The organism is Noviherbaspirillum aridicola, from assembly GCF_019656455.1.
GTDB lineage: Bacteria > Pseudomonadota > Gammaproteobacteria > Burkholderiales > Burkholderiaceae_D > Noviherbaspirillum > Noviherbaspirillum aridicola.
On sequence record NZ_BPMK01000020.1, the window covers coordinates 58057 to 78238 of the forward strand.

Annotated in this window: 16 protein-coding genes; 6 read left to right on the plus strand and 10 right to left on the minus strand. The window is 65.8% G+C overall.

Annotated elements, in window-relative coordinates; translation table 11 throughout:
* Positions 1-155 precede the first annotated feature (155 nt).
* Both NCCP691_RS19190 and NCCP691_RS19195 read left to right on the plus strand, forming a co-directional pair.
* Complete coding sequence (locus tag NCCP691_RS19190; RefSeq protein ID WP_220810180.1) at positions 156-1760, plus strand: catalase; 1605 nt, start codon at positions 156-158, stop codon at positions 1758-1760.
* Positions 1761-1871: 111 nt separating this feature from the next.
* Positions 1872-2333 carry an ankyrin repeat domain-containing protein gene (locus tag NCCP691_RS19195; RefSeq protein ID WP_373870373.1) on the plus strand — a complete coding sequence of 154 codons (462 nt, stop codon included), beginning with the start codon at positions 1872-1874 and terminating at the stop codon, positions 2331-2333.
* 6 nt (positions 2334-2339) lie between these two features.
* On the opposite strand, the gene NCCP691_RS19200 is transcribed toward NCCP691_RS19195, so the two are convergent.
* The 3 genes from NCCP691_RS19200 to NCCP691_RS19210 form a co-directional block, all read right to left on the minus strand.
* Positions 2340-2831: a DUF421 domain-containing protein gene (locus NCCP691_RS19200; RefSeq protein ID WP_220810222.1), complete on the minus strand. Its 492-nt coding sequence runs from the start codon at positions 2829-2831 to the stop codon at positions 2340-2342.
* An 83-nt stretch (positions 2832-2914) separates the two neighbouring features.
* The gene (locus NCCP691_RS19205; RefSeq protein WP_220810182.1) at positions 2915-3460 is read right to left on the minus strand and encodes a PRC-barrel domain-containing protein; all 546 of its coding nucleotides are present in this window, start codon (positions 3458-3460) and stop codon (positions 2915-2917) included.
* 42 nt (positions 3461-3502) lie between these two features.
* On the minus strand, positions 3503-6061 hold the full coding sequence (locus NCCP691_RS19210) for an FAD-dependent oxidoreductase (RefSeq protein ID WP_220810183.1): 2559 nt from the start codon (positions 6059-6061) through the stop codon (positions 3503-3505).
* 707 nt (positions 6062-6768) lie between these two features.
* Here NCCP691_RS19210 and NCCP691_RS19215 point away from each other — a divergent pair.
* Positions 6769-8778 (plus strand): hybrid sensor histidine kinase/response regulator, encoded by a 2010-nt coding sequence (locus tag NCCP691_RS19215; protein WP_220810184.1) that lies wholly within the window; start codon positions 6769-6771, stop codon positions 8776-8778.
* Positions 8779-8841: 63 nt separating this feature from the next.
* Here the strand turns inward: NCCP691_RS19215 and NCCP691_RS19220 are convergent, their stop codons facing one another.
* Positions 8842-10239, minus strand: coding sequence for a sigma-54-dependent transcriptional regulator (locus NCCP691_RS19220; protein WP_220810185.1), 1398 nt, complete (start codon positions 10237-10239; stop codon positions 8842-8844).
* A 376-nt stretch (positions 10240-10615) separates the two neighbouring features.
* Here NCCP691_RS19220 and NCCP691_RS19225 point away from each other — a divergent pair, with 376 nt between their 5' ends.
* Together NCCP691_RS19225 and NCCP691_RS19230 are read left to right on the plus strand one after the other, a co-directional pair.
* On the plus strand, positions 10616-11089 hold the full coding sequence (locus tag NCCP691_RS19225; protein WP_220810186.1) for a hypothetical protein: 474 nt from the start codon (positions 10616-10618) through the stop codon (positions 11087-11089).
* Between the two features lie 292 nt (positions 11090-11381).
* Positions 11382-12329 (plus strand): sigma-54 interaction domain-containing protein, encoded by a 948-nt coding sequence (locus NCCP691_RS19230; protein ID WP_238482509.1) that lies wholly within the window; start codon positions 11382-11384, stop codon positions 12327-12329.
* A 9-nt stretch (positions 12330-12338) separates the two neighbouring features.
* On the opposite strand, the gene NCCP691_RS19235 is transcribed toward NCCP691_RS19230, so the two are convergent.
* Both NCCP691_RS19235 and dusA read right to left on the minus strand, forming a co-directional pair.
* On the minus strand, positions 12339-13205 hold the full coding sequence (locus NCCP691_RS19235) for an SDR family oxidoreductase (protein WP_220810188.1): 867 nt from the start codon (positions 13203-13205) through the stop codon (positions 12339-12341).
* A gap of 108 nt (positions 13206-13313) precedes the next feature.
* On the minus strand, positions 13314-14270 hold the full coding sequence (dusA, locus tag NCCP691_RS19240; protein WP_444980942.1) for a tRNA dihydrouridine(20/20a) synthase DusA: 957 nt from the start codon (positions 14268-14270) through the stop codon (positions 13314-13316).
* Between the two features lie 167 nt (positions 14271-14437).
* On the opposite strand from dusA, the gene aptA reads away from it, so the two are divergent.
* Positions 14438-15790, plus strand: a complete 1353-nt coding sequence (gene aptA, locus NCCP691_RS19245) for an omega-aminotransferase AptA (protein ID WP_220810223.1) — start codon at positions 14438-14440, stop codon at positions 15788-15790.
* Positions 15791-15841: 51 nt separating this feature from the next.
* Here the strand turns inward: aptA and NCCP691_RS19250 are convergent, their stop codons facing one another.
* From NCCP691_RS19250 to rbfA, 4 genes are all read right to left on the minus strand, one after another.
* On the minus strand, positions 15842-16747 hold the full coding sequence (locus NCCP691_RS19250) for a DMT family transporter (protein WP_220810190.1): 906 nt from the start codon (positions 16745-16747) through the stop codon (positions 15842-15844).
* 89 nt (positions 16748-16836) lie between these two features.
* Positions 16837-18672: a translational GTPase TypA gene (gene typA, locus NCCP691_RS19255; protein WP_220810191.1), complete on the minus strand. Its 1836-nt coding sequence runs from the start codon at positions 18670-18672 to the stop codon at positions 16837-16839.
* A 96-nt stretch (positions 18673-18768) separates the two neighbouring features.
* Positions 18769-19707 carry a tRNA pseudouridine(55) synthase TruB gene (truB, locus tag NCCP691_RS19260; RefSeq protein WP_220810192.1) on the minus strand — a complete coding sequence of 313 codons (939 nt, stop codon included), beginning with the start codon at positions 19705-19707 and terminating at the stop codon, positions 18769-18771.
* A gap of 37 nt (positions 19708-19744) precedes the next feature.
* A complete protein-coding gene (gene rbfA, locus NCCP691_RS19265) occupies positions 19745-20134 on the minus strand; it encodes a 30S ribosome-binding factor RbfA (RefSeq protein ID WP_220810193.1) in 390 nt (129 codons plus the stop codon).
* Positions 20135-20182 lie beyond the last annotated feature (48 nt).

A 20182-nucleotide genomic window follows, 5' to 3' on the forward strand; every position in this document is an offset into this window, starting at 1 on the left:
CCTGTTCGGCTTGCAGGGCGCTAACACCGCCCTGCTTTTTTTTGGCCTGGCGGCGACGGAACCGCGCTTGCCGGAATGTCTCTATACGGCTACCACCTCCGCGCCGGCGCGCGCGCTGCGTCGGACCATCCCCTTCCGCATCGAAAGGTTCCGTCATGAACGAGCAAAAGCCCATACTCACGACCCGACAGGGCCACCCGGTCAGCGACAACCAGGCGCTGCGCTCCGTCGGCGAACGCGGCCCCGCCACCCTGGAAAACTACCAGTTCATCGAGAAGATCACGCATTTCGACAGGGAGCGCATCCCCGAGCGCGTCGTGCATGCCCGCGGTACCGGCGCCCATGGCTGGTTCGAAGCCTACGGCCGCATCGGCAACGAGCCGGCGTCCAAATACACGCGCGCCAAGGTGCTGAACCAGACCGGCGTGCGCACCCCGGTGTTCCTGCGCTTCTCCACCGTCATCGGCGGACGCGAATCTCCCGAGACGGCGCGCGATCCGCGCGGCTTCGCGATCAAGTTCAAGACCGTCGACGGCAACTGGGACCTGGTCGGCAACAACCTCAAGGTCTTCTTCATCCGCGACGCCATCAAATTCCCGGACATGATCCACGCGTTCAAGCCGGACCCGGTGACGAACCGCCAGGAGCCGTGGCGCTTCTACGACTTCGTCTCGCAGTCGCCGGAGACCCTGCACATGGTCACCTGGGTCAAGAGCCCCTGGGGCATTCCCGCCAACTACCGGGAGATGGAAGGATCGGGCGTCAATACCTACAAGCTGGTCAATGACCAGGGCGTGGCGCACCTGGTGAAATTCCACTTCCAGCCCAGGCAGGGCGTGCGCAATCTCACCGCCGCGCAGGCGGCGGAGATCCAGGCCCAGGACGTCGGCCACGCCACCCGCGACCTCTACGAGGCGATCGAGCGCGGCGACTATCCGGAATGGGAATTCTGCGTGCAGATCATGAGCGACGACGAACATCCCGAACTGGACTTCGATCCGCTCGACGATACCAAGCGCTGGCCGGAGGACAAGTTTCCGCTGCTGCCGGTGGGCCGGCTGGTGCTCGACCGCAATCCGGACAACGTGTTCGCCGAGACCGAGCAGTCCGCGTTCGGCACCGGCGTGCTCGTCGACGGCATCGACTTTTCGGACGACAAGATGCTGCAGGGCCGCACCCTGTCCTACTCCGATACCCAGCGCTATCGCGTCGGTCCGAACTACCTGCAGCTGCCGATCAACGCACCGCAGGAAAAGGCGCGCGCTCACACCAACCAGCGCGATGCCGCGATGGCCTACTATGTCGATCCGGCGGGCGGCAACAAGCACATCAACTATGAGCCGAGCATCCTCGGCGGCCTGCAGGAAGCGCCCAGACCGGCAAAGGACTATCACCAGTGGGTGGAAGGCCATCTCGGCCGCTACCAGACCACGCGCACCGGCGACGACTACCGGCAGGCAGGCGAGCGCTACCGCACCTTCGAGGACTGGGAGCGCGACGAACTCGTCAGCAACATCGGCGGCGACCTCAAGCAATGCCCGGAGACCATCCAGCTGCGCATGGTCTGGCACCTGTGGCACTGCGACGAGGATTATGGCCGCCGCGTGGCCCAGATCGCAGGCATCGACCTGGAAAAGGCCAAGGCACTTCCCCCGCTGCCCGGCAAGCCGGCGCCGCATCAGCGCCGCGACCAGCCGACCTACAGCAGCGGTCAGAAGGAAGCCCCGGCGCGCGTCGACGAGACCGCCGGCGCCAAGTAGATGCAAGGCGACCTGCAGGGCGGGAGCGATGCCGCCGGCAGTCCCGCCAGCACCGCCAGGCTGCCGCCGCTGGACGAAGAAACCCTGGCGCGCGTGCGCCAGGTCTTCGCCATGGTGCGCGCCGGCGACGCCGACCGGCTGCGACCGCTGCTCGAACACGGCCTTCCGCCCAACCTGCGCAATGAACAGGGCGACAGCCTGCTGATGCTCGCCTGCTATCACGGCCATGTCGAGACCGCCGCGCTGCTGCTGGACCACGGCGCCGATACCGAATTGCGAAACGATCGCGGCCAGGCGCCGCTCGGCGGCGCCGCCTTCAAGGGCGATGCGGCGGTGGTTCGCCTGCTGCTCGACCGGGGCGCCGATATCGCCGGCGCCGGCACGGACGGGCGAACGGCGCTGATGCTGGCCGCCATGTTCAACCGGCTGGCGGTGATGGAGATGCTGCTCGCCGCGGGTGCCGACCCGCGTGCGCGCGACGCCAGCGGCATGTCGGCGCTGGACGCCGCCCTGAGCATGGGCGCGGCGGACACCGCCCGCCGGCTCGCCGCGGTACTCGCGGCGCCGCAATGAGCGACGCTATTCGCGGCGGATCACGCTGATCTGTCCATCGGTTTCCATGCAGGCGTAGCGGACCTGGTCCAGGGATTCCACGCCGTTCTGGCGCAGCCTGCGCCAGAGTTCATCCTCGGTGATCAGTTCGCGGCGCATGTTGCGGTAGAGGATGCGGCCGTCGCGGACCAGCACCAGCGGACGGGGCTCCGCCAGGCGCCGGAAGAACGGCGAGTGATAGCTCAGCCAGTCGAACAGGTAGTTCCATCCGATCAGCACCGATACCAGCAGCATGCCGTCGCTGATGGACTTGTATTCGCCCGACATGCCGTTCTGCGCGGCGTCGGCGACGATCACCAGCAGCAGCACATCGGCGATGCCGACGGACCCGACGTCGCGCCGGATCACGAAGCGGAAGAGCACGAACAGAAACCAGTAGATCATCGTGCCACGGACGATGATTTCGAGCGGTGACAAGCTCAGCTGGAAGAGTTCTTTCCAGTCGAGCTGCGCAAGCATATCCATCTGCCTGTCTCCAAGGGCGGATCATGAGCGTGAAAAACGGCGCCCGAGGGCGCCGGCTGGTTGATGCGGGGGGCGGCTCAGCGCCTGTCGCCGCGGCCGGCGTTGCCGCTACCCGGCTTGCCGCTGCCGCCGGAGCTCGCGGCCGCCGGAGGCGTCCCGGCCGCGGACGCCTGTCCCGCATCTGTGGCGCGTCCGACCATGCGGTTCCAGTAGCGGTCGATGTCTTCGCTCCAGCGCTGGTTGCCGGTATCCGGCCACTCGCCCATGTCGAAGCCGGGCGCCTGGGCGATCACCTCGCGGTCGGCATCGAGGACGTAATTGCGGCCGCTCTCGCTCGGCATCAGCGCCCGCCACGGCACCGGATGCAGCTTGCGCCCGCCGAAGCCGAGAATCGCGTAAGCCACCTCGCCGCGCGCGCTGTCGAGGAGCAGATCCTTGACTTCGCCGATCTTGCGGTCCCTGGCGTCGTGGACCGCGGCGCCGATGATGCGGCTGCCGCGGTAGAGCTCCTGCTGATCGAGCGAAGGCTTGCCGGCGCGCCCGCCTTCCGCGGTCGCGGCCATCGACGCCGTCGACGACATCGCCAGGATGGCGACAAGGGCCGTCGTCACCAGTCTTTTCATGCCGCCTCCGTCGGTTGGCTCAGGCCATTGCGCTTCATCCGGCTACTCGACCGCGACGGCACTGTTCTGCTCCAGCCACCGTACCGCTTCGGCTGCCTTCTTGCCCGCCATGAAAGCGTGGTCCGCATCGCCATGCCCCCATTCCCCGAAGGGGCCGGCGACGATGATGTCGCACTTTTCCAGCCAGGCCTTGATGGTCTCGACGTTCCGCGCATGCGCATGGTCGCGCAGCACGGCGGCGTAGGGCAGGTCGGATTCGAAGGCGGTGAGCACGCGGTCGTCGGCACGCAGCAATCCGAGCCGGACGCAGTCGCGGATGCACAGGTCGATCAGTTCCTTCCCCGTCGCGGGCAGCGGCTTCCACTGGCTCGAATAGCTGATCTCGCAGGTCAGGCCGAAGCCGCCCGGCGCATTGCAGTCGGGGCTCGCATTACCCTGCATGAATACGCGGTGGAACACGCCCTCGTCCGGATAGCATATCCAGTGCTTGTCGCTGAGATTCTCTCGCGCCACGCCGAGATGCACGCAGCGCAGCGACACATGCTGCAGCGCCGAGGCCGCGGCCCGCACTTCCGGCGGTGCCTCCTCTCCCATGCTCTGCACCAGCAGCGGCAGCGGCATGGTCGAAATCAGGTTGTCGTACTGGTAGCGCCGACCATCCGAGAGCGTGAGCATGCGCTGTCTCGGCGACACCGCCACCACGTCCGCATTGAGTTCGACCGTGCCCTTGATGTGCGGGACGAAGGCCGACATCACCGCCTGGAAGCCGCCGCGCAGCGGATAGCCGAAGCGCGCCGTCGTGCCGCCCGCGCGCGGCGCCAGCGCTCCGGCGACGACCTGCTCCAGGTCCGGCGATGAGGCTCCCTCGGGTGCCGGCGCCATCTGCTCCAGCGGCATGCCCCACAGCTTGCGCTGGTAAGGCAGCTCATAGTAGCGGGCGATGCCGCTGCCCCAGGCGGCGCGGATCGACTCCTCGAGGTTGGCGGGACCGCGCTTCTCGAGCGGCGCCACGTTGGCGGCCGGCAGACCATCCGCGGTGCCCGGCAGGCGCGCGGCGTACCGCGCCTCCGCCGCGCCGAGCACGCAATCCTTGATCACCTCCGGCGGCAGTCCGTGCAGGCCCGCATGGAAAGGCAGGCGGAGATACATGCCCTGGCACCTGGCCCAGGCTTCGATGCCCTGCCAGTGCAGATTCGAACCGAGCAGCAGTTCATACAGCTCGCGCACATAGGGATCGTTCGATCCCAGTACATGTCCGCCGCGGTCGAACGTAAAGCCCTCGCTTCTGATCGAGCGGCAGCCGCCGCCGACCATCTCATCCTTCTCCAGCAGCACGGCATCGTGACCGAGGTGATAGGCGGCGGAAAGCCCGGTCGGCCCGGCGCCGATGACGACGGTGCGGGCAAAGCGCGCGTTGTCAGGCACCGGCAGCCGATTGACGTTGGGTACGGCGTCGGCGATCGCGGGATCGACCGGCGCGGCCAGCGGCGCCGCTTCCTGCCTGCGGCGCGGCGTGCTCTCCAGCAGCGTGCGCATCTTGTCGGCGGTCGCGTCCCACGAAGTCGCCGCCAGCACGCGGCGCATCTTTTCCACCTTCTCGGCATGCTGTTCCGGCGTGGCGAGCAGTGCCGCCTCGCACGCGGCAATGAAGTCGGCCGGCTCGGCGGCGATCGACACGATGTCGCTGTAGGCGTCGGCCACGTCGCGCACCGGCGTGCTCACGATAGGCAGTTCGGCCGCCATGTATTCGAGCGTCTTGGTCGGACTGATGAAACGTGTCGATTCATTGAGCGCGAACGGCAGCAGGCAGACATCCCAGCCGGCCAGGAACTGCGGCAGCGCCTCGTAGGGCTGCTGGCCGAGATAATGGATGTTGGCCCGCTGCGGCAGCAGCGACGGGTCGATCTTCACCACCGGGCCCACGAGCACGATCTGCCACATCGGATGGGCATCGGCCAGCTGCTCGACGAGGCGCGCATCGAAGCGTTCGTCGATCACGCCGTAGAAGCCGAGCCGCGGCCCCGGGATGTCCTTGTGCGCGGGATGCGAATTGGTGCGGTCCAGCGCCTGCTCGAAATGCGCGCGGTCGACGCTGCTGGGGAAGCAGTGCACGTTCGGATGGCGGTCGCGCTTGGAGCGGTACAGGCTCGGGCCGCCGGTGAAGACGATGTCGGCCACCTTCAGCAAGGCGCTCTCGCGTTGCAGCAGCTGCTTGGGCGCGTTCTTGAAAGAGGCCAGTTCATCCATGCAGTCGTACACCACCAGCTGCGGATTCAGTTCCTGCAGCAGCGGCAGGGCCATCGGCGTATAGAACCAGGCCATGTGCTCCGTGTAGTCCCGCATCAGCAGCCTCAGCAGCTTCTGCAGGTGCGGCAGCTGGTCGTCGTGGAAGCCCGGCATGGCGACGGGCGTATGGGGCTGGCACACCAGCACGTTCGGCGCCGGCGACCAGGTCTTCATCCAGGTCCGCGACTCGTCGTGCACCGGCTCTTCCACGATCACCACCTGGTGGTGCTTCGCGAGACGGGAGAGCAGATGCTGCGGACGCTGATAAACGAAGTCCCAACGCAGGTGGGAAAAAACGATGATTGCAGAAGCCATGCTATCTCCTTGCCGGAATATCGAGGTAATCAGATGGTTGGATGGCGCGCATCCGGCAAACGCCGTCGCGATCGGCCGCCCGCGAAGGACGATGCGGATCGCAGCGAGCCTGTACCCTGCATGCGGATGCTGAAGAATGCCTTGTCAATAACGGCGCTGTTCATGAATGCCTTGTTCAAGCCAACGCAGCCCCCGGGCATGCCCTTCAGATCCGGCACTGCACTCGCAAGACATATGCCGAGACCCTGCCGCAGCATCGGGGACAAACATGCACGATGGGACTTTCGCCACGCGTGAATCCCGCGCATCGCAGAGCCGGCCGCCGGCGCGGCGCGCGTCGCGCACATCGCGCATCCTGCGCGCCCGTGTGCCGTGCGTCATGCGGCGAGAGACGCTGCGAATCGAAGAATTTTCAGAGCGCCGCGCCGCCGCAACCCCGCAGCTCAGGCCGACGGCGCGTCGTGAGTCACTATACGAGTCTCCCCGGAAGGTCACGATGATCTTCCGCAAAGCCGCCCGGAGCCCGGCATGCAGCTCGGCATGCTTCCTGCTCCTGCAGACCCGTCGACGGTTCACGTTTCCCTCGCGGGATGAGCATGCACAATTGCTCGTCGGACCTACATGTAAAAATGTTAAATCGGGTGTAAGGCTTACCCTGCCCGCGGCGGTTCGCGTACGCATCGATAACTGAAGGAGTTGCATCAACCATGGCAGTATCCGGTGACAAACTGTTCTTCCTGCAGGGCACCGAGCGGCAGCATGCAGACGTGGCGCCGTCGCCGCAGCAGTTCGCCGACATGCAGCCCGGGCTCGCGCTGCACTGCGACCAGGACGGCGTGATCGACTATGCCAACCTGCATGCGCAGCAAAGGCTTTCGACGGGGTCGGAACCGCTCGTCGGGCGCGGTCTCGCGCAGGCCTTCGGCGACGTCTGTTACGCGCTGCTGCGGCAGTATGTCGACGCCGGACTGGCAGGCAACGCCTGCGAAGCCGAACTGCGTCTGCCGCTCCCCGGCGACACGCACGAATCCCATGTGCATCTCGCCTGCCGTCCCGATGGCGAGGACGGCGTGTGCCTGGTGCTCGAGGACATCACCCGCCTGCGCCAGACGGAGGAACAGTTGCACCAGCGCGAGCGGGAATTCCGCACGCTGGTCGAAAACTCGCCGGACATCATTTCGCGGATGGACCGCGACATGCGCCACATCTACGTCAATCCGGCGATCGAAAAGCTCGGGGACGTCAGGGCGCAGGATTATCTCGGCAAGACCAAGGCGGAACTCGGCCTGCCCTCGGCGATGGTGCGTGCATGGGAAGAAGCCGCGCGCGCCGCGTTCGCCAGCGGGCTCGAGCAGAAGCTCGACTTCGATCGCGTCATCGAGGGACAGGTACGCAATTTCTCGGGACGGGTGATACCCGAGATCGACCGCTTCGGACGCATCGAGTCCGTCGTCGGCATTGCCTACGACGTGACCGAGCGCGCGCGCATGGAGAAGGAACGCGACGAGCTGCTGGCGCGCGAACGCAATGCGCGCATCCAGGCCGAGACCGCCGCCCGCGCGCGCGACGAATTCCTCGCCATCGTCTCGCATGAACTGCGCGCGCCGCTCAACGGCATACAGAGCTGGGCGCACGTGCTGGAAAACTATGTGCAGGATGCCGCCGCCGCGCCGCTTGCGCAGCGCGCGCTGCAGGGGATCAAGACCGGCGTCAGCCAGCAGGTGCGGCTGATCGAGGATCTGCTCGACGTCACGCGCATGATGAGCGGCAAGCTGCGCCTCGTGAAGCAGCCGCTGGCCCTGCTGCCGACGCTGCAGGCGGCGGTGGAAAGCGTGCGCGGCCTGGCCGCGGCCAAGCGCATCGGCATCAGCTGCGCCTATCGGATCACCAGCGAGCAGATCGAAGGCGACGCCGACCGCGTACAGCAGATTTTCTGGAACCTGCTGTCCAACGCCATCAAGTTCACGCCCGAGGGCGGCAACGTCTGGCTCAGCGCGGCGACCGCCGACAACGAGATCTGCGTCACCGTGCGCGACGACGGCGCCGGCATCTCCCCGGAATTCCTTCCGCACCTGTTCAGCCGCTTCAGCCAGGAAGACACGTCCAGCACGCGCGGCCACAGCGGACTCGGCCTCGGGCTGTTCCTGGTGCGTCACCTGGTCGAACTGCACGGCGGATGGGTCAAGGCGGAAAGCGCCGGCGAACGCATGGGCACGACCTTCTACGTGTATTTCCCGCTGCGCGCCCGCTCGGACCAGTACCTCACCGTGGGACCGCCGGAAGATGCGAGCGGCAAGATGCCGCTGCCCTCGCTGTCGGGCTACAACGTGCTGCTGATCGACGATCAGGCCGAGGCGCGCGAATCGCTGACCGTGGTGCTCAGCGGCGCCGGCGCCAATGTCTTCGCCGCCTCCTGCGCGCCCGAGGCGCTGGACTGGCTCGATACGCGGTCGCCGGACCAGCTGCCCGATGTGCTGGTGTGCGATATCGCCATGCCGGGAGAGGACGGTTATGCAGTGCTGCCCAAGATCCGCGCCTGGCGTTCATCGCTGGGCGACACGCCGCTCATGCGCATGCCGGCCCTCGCGCTGACCGCGTTCGCGCAGCGTGAAGACCGCATCCGCGCGCTGACGGCGGGTTTCCAGATGCATGCGACGAAACCGGTCGCGCCGGAAGAGCTGATCGTGGTGATCGATACGATGGCCGCGCGGCGCTGATGCGCGGCGGGCACGGACGGGCGCGCGCCGGCCGGGAAGGCGTGGCCGGCGCCCCGTCGGGCTTCAGTGCAGCGATTCGCCCCCGCCCGAGGCCTGCGTCTCTTCCTTTTTCGTCATCCCCGGCTCGTAGGGGCCATATTCCTCCAGCCGGTTGTAGAGCGTCTTGAGACTGATGCCGAGGATGTCGGCCGCGCGCTTCTTCACGCCGCCGCAAAGCTCGAGCGTCGCATAGATCAGCTTGCGGTCCACATCGGCGAGCGAGGTGCCGACCGGGATGGCCAGCGTCAGGCCGACCGGTGACTGGGTGGTGATCACCGGCGCCAGGGCCGCCGCGTCGATGGTGTGATCGGACAGGATGAAGGCGCGCTGCATGTAATTGCGCAGCTCGCGCACATTGCCGGGCCAATGGTAATTGCTCAGGCAGGCAAGGCCGTCGGGAGACAGCACCTTGCTCGTGCCGTGGGCGGCGTTGAGCTCGTCGAGGAAATGCTGCGCCAGCAGTTCGATGTCCGCGCCGCGTTCGCGAAGCGGCGGGATCTTCAGCGGGAAGACATTCAGACGATGATAGAGGTCGAGACGCAGCTTGCCGTCCGCGACCGCCTGCTCGGGGTCGCGGTTGGTGGCGGCCACCACGCGCACATCGGTTTCGATCTCCTGGTTGCTGCCGATGCGCATGAAGGAGCCGGTCTCCAGCACGCGCAGCAGCTTGACCTGCAGTTCGATCGGCATTTCAGTGATCTCGTCGAGGAACAGGGTGCCGCCGTTGGCGCGTTCGAAGTAACCCTTGTGCTGGCGATCGGCGCCGGTGAAGCTGCCCTTTTCATGGCCGAAAATCTCGCTCTCGATCAGCTGCGGCGAGATGGCGCCGCAGTTCACCGGCAGGAAGGGATGCTTCTGCCGCAGGCTCAGGTCATGAATGGTCTGCGCGGCCAGTTCCTTGCCGGTGCCGCTCTCGCCGAGCAGCAGTACCGTGGCCTCGGTCGGCGCCACGCGCGAGATATGGTTGTACAGCTTCTGCATCGCCGGCGCGGCACCCAGCATCTGGCCGAAATGTCCGAGGCGGCGAAGCTCGCTGCGCAGCACCCCGATCTCTTCCTTGAGGTCGACGGTACGCGGGATGCGCGACAGCAGCGCCTTGAGGCGCTTGAAGTTGATGGGCTTGGTCAGGTAGTCGGCCGCGCCGAGGCGCAGCGCCTCGACGGCCGTTTCGACGCTCGCGTGGCCGGTGATCAGCACGATCTCGGTGGTCGCGCGCGCTTCGATGTCATTGAACAGGTCCATTCCGTTCCCGTCCGGCAGACGGAGATCGATCAGCACGACGTCGGGCCGCTGGCGCGCGATCTGCGCCTGCGCGTCGCGTATGGTTCCGGCGACGGCGGTCGTGAAGCCTTCGGCCAGCGTGATCTCCTTCAGCGCCTCGCGGGTGTTCTCATCATCATCAACGATCAATACATGTGGCATGGCGTGGTTTCTCGCTCGGTTTCACTTACAGATATCCATGCAGACGGTCGCCGTCCTCGCGCGCCGCGTGCATGTCGTGCGGTCGTGCCGGGCCGACGCGGTCCGGCCACGCCCCGCGGCGCCAGCCTTGCGGCGGCACGTCTTCTTGCTTCTGAGGGGAATGGTAAGGGGTTCGATCACGACGCCTGCCGTCCGTTCAACAGCATAGGCCCCGCACTGCAATTGTCCAGTGCGGACGTTGAATTCTCATTGAGGCAAAGCAGTGAACAATTGCATTAGCGGATGAATGCCGCTGACGCTTTCGGACGACCGGGTAGTGCGAGTGGGGTGGGAGCGAGTCCGCGTCGCGGACTCGTTGCACGGCACCCGCAGGCCGATGAGACCGGCCCTGCCGGATGCCGTCGGGGACGGAGATTACTTCGAGCCGCCCGCGCTGCCGCCGGAGCTGCCGCCGGAAGCACCACCGGAGCTGCCGCCGGTCATGCCGGAGCTGCCGCCGGAAGAACCGGCTCCGGAAGAACCGCTGCCGCTGGCACCGCTTGCGCCGCTGCTGCCGCTGGCGCCGGACGATCCGCCGCCGCCTCCGCGATCACAACCGACCGCCGTCATGCTCAGTGCGGCAAGAACCAGCAAGATTTTCGATGTCGTCTTGATTGCTTTCATTCTTGTTCCTTTCATGAAAATTAGGCTTCAGGGGTCCACTAGTGACCGTTTCAATTACGATAAGTTCTCTCTTGTCGGCGTACCGCCGGCTCTCGTTGCGAGGCAGCTTCCATGCCAGCCGGACTGCGGCGCTGCCTCCCGCGCGCGTCCTCAGCGCGCGTCGCGCAGCCTGCATCGGCACTCGTAAAACTTACAGGCGCATGGATGATTTCGGCACTCTTGCCGAGCGGAAGTGACGACGAAGAACAGGCTTCATCGCGGGAGCAGACCGGGGCCGCCGCACTCCCACCGCATGCCGGATATCGTGTATTGTTCGTTCTCGCCGCGCGGCGCATCATCTACGTCCGCGGTTCATCCCGCTGGCTTGCCTCACACTGAATTAGCGCAAGCGAAGATTCAAAATTTGATGCAACAATGACCGCATCAATAAAGGCCAGGCGCCGCGCGCTCGCGCGAGTGAAGGCCTGATGGACACTCACATGACCCAGGACAAACTCAAGCGTTTCGGCTTCGTGTCGGGCAATTCGCCGATCATGGAACGACTTTATGAACAAGTCGAACGAGTCGCCGCGACGGAAGCGACCGTGCTGCTCGTCGGCGAGAGCGGCACCGGCAAGGAAGTCATCGCCAATGCGATTCACCAGGGCAGCCAGCGCAAGGACCAGGCGTTCGTCGCGGTCAACTGCGGCGCCATTCCCGCGCATCTGATCGAGGCGGCGCTCTTCGGTCACGAGAAAGGGAGTTTCACCGGCGCCTCGCGGCAGCACATCGGTTACTTCGAGCATGCATCGGGCGGCACCTTGTTCCTCGATGAAATCACCGAGATGCCGATCGACATGCAGGTCAAGCTGCTGCGCGTGCTGGAGTCCGGCACGTTCGTGCGCGTCGGCGGCGACCACGAGATCAAGGTCGACGTGCGCCTCGTCGCCGCCACCAACCGCGACCTGGAGGGTGCGGTCAAGCAGGGCAGCCTGCGCGAAGACCTGATGTACCGGCTCGCGGTATTCCCGATCCGGATCCCCGCGCTGCGTGAGCGCGGAAGCGACATCGAATTCCTCGCCCAGCACTTCCTGCAGGAGCTCAATGAAAAGAGCGACGTGCAAAAGAACTTCTCGCGCGCATCGCTCGAAGTCATCCGCACCTACTCCTGGCCCGGCAACGTGCGCGAGCTGAAGAACGTGGTGCAGCGCGCGTGGATACTCGGCGGCGACACGCTCAACATCGAGGATTGCATCACCGACCAGTCGGCGAAGAAGCCGACCGTGCACGAGGGATATCTGAACTTCTCCGTCGGCACGCCGCTCGCGGACGCGCAGAAGGAGATCATCCTCGCCACGCTCAAGCACTACAGCGGAAACAAGCGCCTCACCGCGGAGGCGCTCGGCATCAGCCTCAAGACGCTCTACAACCGCCTCAAGGAATACTGATCTTCCCGCTCAGCCGTTGACGACATCGCCGCCGTTGGGATGCAGGACCTGTCCGCTCATGTAGGACGAGTCCTCGGAGGCAAGGAAGATGTAGCACGGCGCAATTTCGTCCGGTTGCCCTGCCCGGCCCAGCGGCGCCTGCTCGCCGAACGAGTCGACCTTGTCCTCGCTGAAGGATGCCGGGATCAGCGGCGTCCAGACCGGGCCGGGCGCGACGCCGTTCACCAGGATGCCCTTGGACACCAGCGCCTTCGCCAGCGAGCGTGTGAAGGCCACGATCGCACCCTTGGTGGAGGAGTAGTCGAGCAGTTGCGGACTGCCGCGATAGGCGGTGACGGAGGTGGTGTTGATGATGCGCGCGCCGGGCTTGAGATGCGGCATCGCGGCCTTCACGGTGAAAAACATCGAAAAGATGTTGGTGCGGAAGGTCTTGACCAGCTGTTCCTCGCTGATGTCGGTGATGCTGTCCTGCGGATACTGCTGCGCGGCGTTGTTCACGAGGATGTCGAGCCGGCCGAACTTGGAGATCGCGGTATCGATCATGCGCCGGCAGAATTCCTCGCTGCCGATGTCGCCGGCGATGGTCACGCATTCCCGCCCCTCCGCCTCGATCAGGCGCTGGACTTCCTTCGCATCCTCATGCTCGTCGAGGTAGGCGACGACGACATTGGCACCCTCCTTGGCAAAGCCGATCGAGGCCGCGCGGCCGATGCCGCTGTCGCCCCCGGTCACCAGCGCGATCTTGCCCTGGAGTTTGCCGCTGCCCTTGTAGTTCTTCATTTCCGCCATCGGCCTGGGCGTCATCTGCTGCTCCGAGCCGGGCTGATGATCCTGGTGCTGCGGCGGTATATCCATCTTCTTGTCCTGGTCTGTCATGGTCTTCCTTTCCCATATGTTCGGTTGGCAAGGACGACCGCGCCCGCGGGCGCGATCGGAAGCGCATGAATCAGCAGGTTCCGTGCCATTGGGGCACGGTGGACGGGATCAGGCGGCGAGCGGACGCATGCGCTCCAGCGCGCGCAGCAGCAGCGCCGGATCGCCGGCGGCGAGCTGCCGCGCGTCGGACAGGGTTTGGCGGAAGGCGCGCGCCCCGGGCAGTCCCGCCATCAGGCCGAGCATGTGGCGCGTCATGCCGTTGAGCTTGAGGCCCTTGCTGCCGTAGCGGGAAAGCTGTTCGGCGAGATAGGGAATCATCGCCCGCAGCACGTCTTCGCGGGAGGCCGGTGCGCGGTCGTCGCCGTAATAGCGGCTATCGAAATCGGCCATCAGCCACGGATTGTGATACGCCTCGCGTCCGATCATCACGCCGTCCACATGCCGGAGGTGCAGATCGATCTCGTCCAGCGTCTTGATGCCGCCGTTGATGATGATCTCCAGCCGGGGGAAATCCTGCTTCAGGCGGTAGGCGTACTCCGGCTTGAGCGGCGGTATCTCGCGGTTTTCCTTCGGGCTCAGTCCCTTGAGGATGGCGTTGCGGGCGTGCACGATGAAGGTATTGCAGCCGGCGTCGGCGATGATGCCGACGAAGTCGCGCACGAAATCATAGGAGGACACGTCGTCGATGCCGATCCGGTGCTTGACGGTGACATCGATGTCCACCGCGTCGCGCATCGCCTTCACGCCATCGGCCACCAGCTTCGGCTCTGCCATCAGGCAGGCACCAAAGGCACCCTTCTGCACGCGCTCCGAGGGGCAGCCGCAATTGAGATTGATCTCGTCATAGCCCCACCGGGCGCCGAGCTTCGCGCTTTGCGCCAGGTCGGCCGGCTCGCTGCCGCCGAGCTGCAGCGCGACCGGGTGTTCTTCTTGACTGAAGTCAAGGTGGCGGGGCACGTCGCCGTGAATCAGCGCGCCGGTGGTCACCATTTCGGTGTACAACCAGGTATGGCGCGTGATCTGCCGGTGGAACATGCGGCAGTGCCGGTCGGTCCAGTCCATCATCGGCGCAACTGACAGGCGGCGCGGCGGCAGGTTTGCGGTTTTTTCAGGCTTGCTCATAATAGGACGCTATTCTAACGGTTCGTCCCCGGTTCCTTCCCGGAACCGAAGACGGCATGAAGGGATGGCAGCAGCCGTCCCACAACATTCTCCACGAGGGAAATCACGACATGGCCGATACGCTCGACACCTCGCACTTCTGGATGCCCTTCACCGCCAACCGGCAGTACAAGAGCAGGCCCCGCCTGCTTGCCGCGGCTTCCGGCATGTACTACACCACCGATGACGGACGCAGGATACTCGACGGCACCGCCGGCCTCTGGTGCGTGAATGCCGGGCACTGTCATCCCAAGATCACCGCGGCCATCCAGCAGCAGGCCGCCACCATGGACTTCGCGCCGACCTTTCAGATGGGCCATCCGAAGGTCTTCGAGGCGGCGACCGCGCTGGCCCGCATGGCACCCGAAGGCCTGAACCGCGTCTTCTTCTGCAACGACGGATCGGAGTCGGTCGATACCGCGCTGAAGATCGCGCTCGCCTATCACCGCGTGCGCGGCGACGGCCTGCGCACCCGCCTCATCGGGCGCGAGCGCGGCTACCACGGCGTCGGCTTCGGCGGTATCGCGGTCGGCGGCATCGCCGGCAACCGCAAGCACTTCGGACCCGCCGTGCCCGGCGTCGATCATCTGCGCCATCCGCTCGACATCGCGCGCAACGCCTATTCCCGGGGACTGCCCAAGCATGGCGCCGAACTGGCCGACGAATTCGAGCAGCGGCTGCTGGCCCTGCATGATCCGGCCACCGTCGCCGCGCTCATCGTCGAACCGATACAGGGCTCGACCGGCGTGATCCTGCCGCCCAAAGGCTACCTGCAGAAACTGCGCGCCATCTGCGACAAGTACGGCATCCTGCTGATCTTCGACGAAGTCATCACCGGCTTCGGCCGTCTCGGCGCCGCGTTCGCCGCCGACCACTTCGGCGTCGTGCCTGACATGATCACCTGCGCCAAGGGGCTGACCAACGCCGCCGTGCCGATGGGCGCGGTGATCGTCCGCCAGGACATCCACGACGCCTTCATGCAGGCGGCGCCGGAAGACACCATCGAGTTCTTCCACGGCTATACCTACACCGGCCATCCGCTGGCGTCGGCCGCCTGCGTCGCGACGCTCGAGGTCTACCGCGAGGAGGGCCTGTTCGACCGCGCCGCCGCGATGGCGCCCTACTTCGAGGAAGCCGCGCACAGCCTCAAGGGCCTGCCGTATGTGAAGGACATCCGCAACCTCGGCCTCGTCTGCGGCATCGAACTCGAGGGCGTGCCGGGCAAGCCGACCGCGCGCGCCTACGACGTCTTCCAGAAATGCTTCTGGGACAAGGGCGTGCTGATCCGCACCACCGGCGACATCATCGCGCTGTCGCCGCCGCTGATCATCGACAAGCTCCAGGTCGATCAGCTGTTCGCCGCGATCGCCGAAGTCCTCAAGACCCAGCAGGCGATTCCGCAGACCGACACCGTCGCTGCCTGATCCGCCCCGTCCGCCGCTGCCGCGCCACGCGCCGCAGCGGCTTTTCACTTCTCACTGCCCGGCGCGGACGCGCGTGCGCGGGCCCCGCATGGCGGCCAGTTCATTGAACACCAGCGCACCGATCACGACAGCGCCGCCGACCAGGGTCTCCCGGGCCGGCACTTCGCCTGCGCCCAGCCATGCCCACAACGGGCCGAGCAATACCTCGAGCAGGGCCAGCAGGGACACTTCCGGCGCCGTCAGGTGGCGGGTCGCGCGAACCATCAGCATGCACGGCAGGCCGAGCTGAAAGAAGCCGAGCACCGCGAGTATGCCCACGTCACGCAGCGAGGCTTGCAAGGGCCAGGCGAACGGCAGCATCAGCAGCGCGGAAAACACGCTGCCGAGGAACACGGCGGGAATCAGGTCGACGCCGTGCCCGGCGCGCTTGATGGCGATCAGGTTGACGGCGGCCGCGAGCGGCACCGCGCACGCGATGAGCATGCCGGCCAGGTGCCTGCCCTCCACCCCGCCGATGCTGCTGACGAACATCCAGCAGATGCCGATGAAGGCCGCAAGTATCGCGATCCAGGTCCGTGCGGGAATCGCCTGCCGCAGCACGAGCCAGGCGAGGAAGGCAGTAAAGAGGGGCGACACGCTCATCACGATCAGCGTATTGGCCACGGTGGTCATGGTCAGCGCGATCATGAAAGCGACGAACATCATGCACCAGGACAGTCCGCTGACGATGCCCGCCGATCCGACGCCGCCGAGCACCGCCGCCGACTGTCGCCAGCCCTGTTGCCAGCACATCGCGGCGGCCACGAACAATGCGGAAAAGAAGCTGCGCCAGAATGTCACTTCAAAGCCGCGCGCGGCGTCGAGGTGCCGCGTGAGGACGCCGGCCATGCTCCACAAGGTGGGGGCGATCACCATCAGCAGCAGTGCGCGCCGGTGCGCGGTAAGTGGACCCGTCATCGAAACCCGTTCGGAAATTGAAAAGGCCCGGTCATCCTCTTCGGCTGACCGGGCCCGGCATTGTGATGCTTATCGAAAGCCGACCGGACTTATGCCGCGTCGCGCGATGCACGCTTGCGCTCATGCTCCTTCAGGAAGCGCTTGCGCAGGCGGATGCTCTTGGGCGTGATTTCGACCAGCTCGTCGTCCTCGATGAACTCCACCGCGTACTCGAGCGTCAGCTGGATCGGCGGCACCAGGCGCACCGCTTCGTCGGTGCCCGAGGCGCGCACGTTGGTCAGCTGCTTGCCCTTGACGGGGTTGACCACCAGGTCGTTGTCGCGCGAGTGGATGCCGATGATCATGCCCTCGTACACCGGGTCGTTGTGGCTGACGAACATGCGGCCGCGATCCTGCAGCTTCCACAGTGCGTAGGCGACCGCGGCGCCGTCTTCCTGCGAAATCAGCACGCCGTTGCGGCGACCGGCCAGTTCCGGCTTGTTCATGTCGACCGGCGCATAGTCGTCGAAGATGTGGCTCATGAGGCCGGTGCCGCGCGTCAGGGTCATGAACTCCGACTGGAAGCCGATCAGGCCGCGCGCCGGGATACGGTACTCCAGGCGAACCCGGCCCTTGCCGTCCGGCTCCATGTTCTGCAGGTCGCCGCGGCGGCGGCCGAGTTCTTCCATCACGCCGCCCTGGTGCTGTTCCTCGACGTCCACGGTCAGCAGCTCATAGGGCTCGCACTTGACGCCGTCGATTTCCTTGAACACCACGCGCGGACGCGACACTGCCAGCTCGTAGCCTTCGCGACGCATGTTCTCCAGCAGGATGGTCAGGTGCAGTTCGCCGCGGCCGGAGACTTCGAAGGTGGTTTCATCGCCGGTATCGGTGACGCGCAGCGCGACGTTCGACTTGAGTTCGCGCTCGAGGCGCTCGCGGATCTGGCGGCTGGTGACGAACTTGCCTTCGCGGCCGGCCAGCGGAGAGCTGTTGACCAGGAAGTTCATGGTCAGGGTCGGCTCGTCCACCTTCAGCATCGGCAGCGCTTCCACCGCATCGGGCGCGCATACCGTGCTGCCGATGTTCAGTTCTTCGATACCGTTGATCAGCACGATGTCGCCGGCCTGCGCTTCATCGACCAGCACACGCTCCAGTCCCTTGAACTTCAGCACCTGGTTGATGCGCGCCTTGAGCGGCGTGGAGTCGGGACCGTTCATCACGACCACGTCCTGCAGGGCCTTCACGCGGCCGCGCTTGATACGGCCGATGCCGATCTTGCCGACGTAGGAGGAATAATCGAGCGAGGAGATCTGCAGCTGCAGCGGACCGTCCGGATCGTCGTCGCGCACCGGCACGTGCTCGAGCACGGCGTCGAACAGCGGCTTCATCGTGCCTTCGCGCATGTTCGGGTCGAGGCTGGCGTAGCCGTTGAGCGCGGATGCGTAGACGACCGGGAAGTCGAGCTGCTCTTCGGTCGCGCCGAGCTTGTCGAACAGTTCGAAGGTGGCGTTGATCACCCAGTCCGGACGCGCGCCGGGACGGTCGATCTTGTTGACCACGACGATGGGCTTGAGACCCAGGCCGAGCGCCTTGCGGGTCACGAAGCGGGTCTGCGGCATCGGGCCTTCCACCGCGTCCACCAGCAGCAGCACCGAGTCCACCATCGACAGCACGCGCTCCACCTCGCCGCCGAAGTCGGCGTGGCCGGGGGTATCGACGATGTTGATGTGGGTGCCTTCGTACTCGACCGCGCAGTTCTTCGCCAGGATCGTGATGCCGCGTTCCTTTTCGAGGTCGTTGGAGTCCATCACGCGATTGTCGACCTGCTGATTCTCGCGGAAGGTGCCGGACTGGCGCAGCAGCTGGTCAACCAGGGTGGTCTTGCCGTGGTCGACGTGAGCAATGATGGCGATGTTGCGCAATGCGCGTTTGGTGTTTGACATGGTGCCCTGGTGCGTGATTCGGGAAACCCGGGAGTATAGCATGCTGCGTCGCAAGAACCGGGTGAAAGCGCTGAAATTTCAAAGAGTTGCGCGTCGTTAAACCGGCGGCGCGGTGGCCACCAGCCGCTCCGGCGCCAGCACGCCGAATTCGCTCAGCTGCGCGGTGCCGAGCAGACTGCTGTCGCTTGCTCGATAGACACGCACCCGCCCCGGGAGCGCCGGGCAGGCAACGCCGTCCTTGCGCAAAGGCAGGCGCTGCCCCTGCAGGAAGCGGGCGGCCAGCGCATCGCCGAGCTCGACCGGCGCGAAGGTGGACAGCAATGCATCGACCGGGGCCAGGCACTGCGTGCGCCTGTCGGCGTCCACCGCTTCCAGCGCCTCGATGCTCAGCGCGCCATCGAGCGTCAGGGCGCCGACGCCGGTGCGGCGCAAGGCATTCAGATGCGCACCGCACCCCAGCCGGGCGCCGATGTCTTCGCCGAGCACGCGCACGTAGGTGCCCTTGCTGCACCTGACGCGTATGCGCAGGAACGGTGCCTCATAGGACAGCAATTCAAGCAGGTGAATCGTGACGCGTCTCGCCTCGCGCTCCAGCGTCACGCCGGCGCGCGCGTACTCGTACAGCGGCTTGCCGTCGCGCTTGAGCGCCGAATACATCGGCGGCACCTGGTCGATCTCGCCGCGAAACACCGCCAGCGCCTGCTCGATCCGTGCGATATCCACATCGACCGGGCACCGTTGCAGCACTTCACCTTCGGTATCGCCGGTGGCCGTCGTCACGCCGAGATGCACGGTCGCCTCGTAGGTCTTGTCGGCTTCGAGCAGATCCTGCGAAAACTTGGTCGCTTCGCCGAAGCAGAGCGGCAACAGGCCGGTGGCGAACGGATCGAGCGTGCCGGTGTGACCGGCCTTTTGCGCATTGAGCAGGCGCTTGGCCCGGATCAGCACGTCATTGCTGGACTGGCCGGCATGCTTGTCGACCAGCAGCACGCCGTGCACGGGCACGCGGGTTTTCTTGAGGGGAGCTTGCGCCATGGGAGGGTCAGCGGAATGCCGCGCATACGCGGCGGCGTCATTCCTGCTCGGAATCCTTGGCCCGGGTCGCATTCGCCTCGTCGATCAGCTTCGACAGCTGCATGCCGCGCGCGGTCGAAGTGTCGTGAATGAAATGCAGTTCGGGAATGGTATGAATGGTCAGGCGACGGCCGAGCTGGCCGCGTATGAATCCTGCCGCCTTGCGCAGACCGGTGAGCGTGTTCTGCACCGCCTCGTCATTGTCGACGAACGTGGTGAAGAATACCTTGGCATGCGCGTAGTCCGGCGTCACCTGCACTTCCGTGATGGTGATCATGCCGACCCGCGGATCCTTGAGTTCGTACGCGATGATTTCGGCGAGGTCGCGCTGAATCTGGTCGGCGACGCGTACGCCGCGGCCGGGAATGGATTTGCTGTGTTTAGCCATGATGGGTTCGCTGCATGGGTTGGAGTCCGCCCGCGGCCGGCGGTTTCG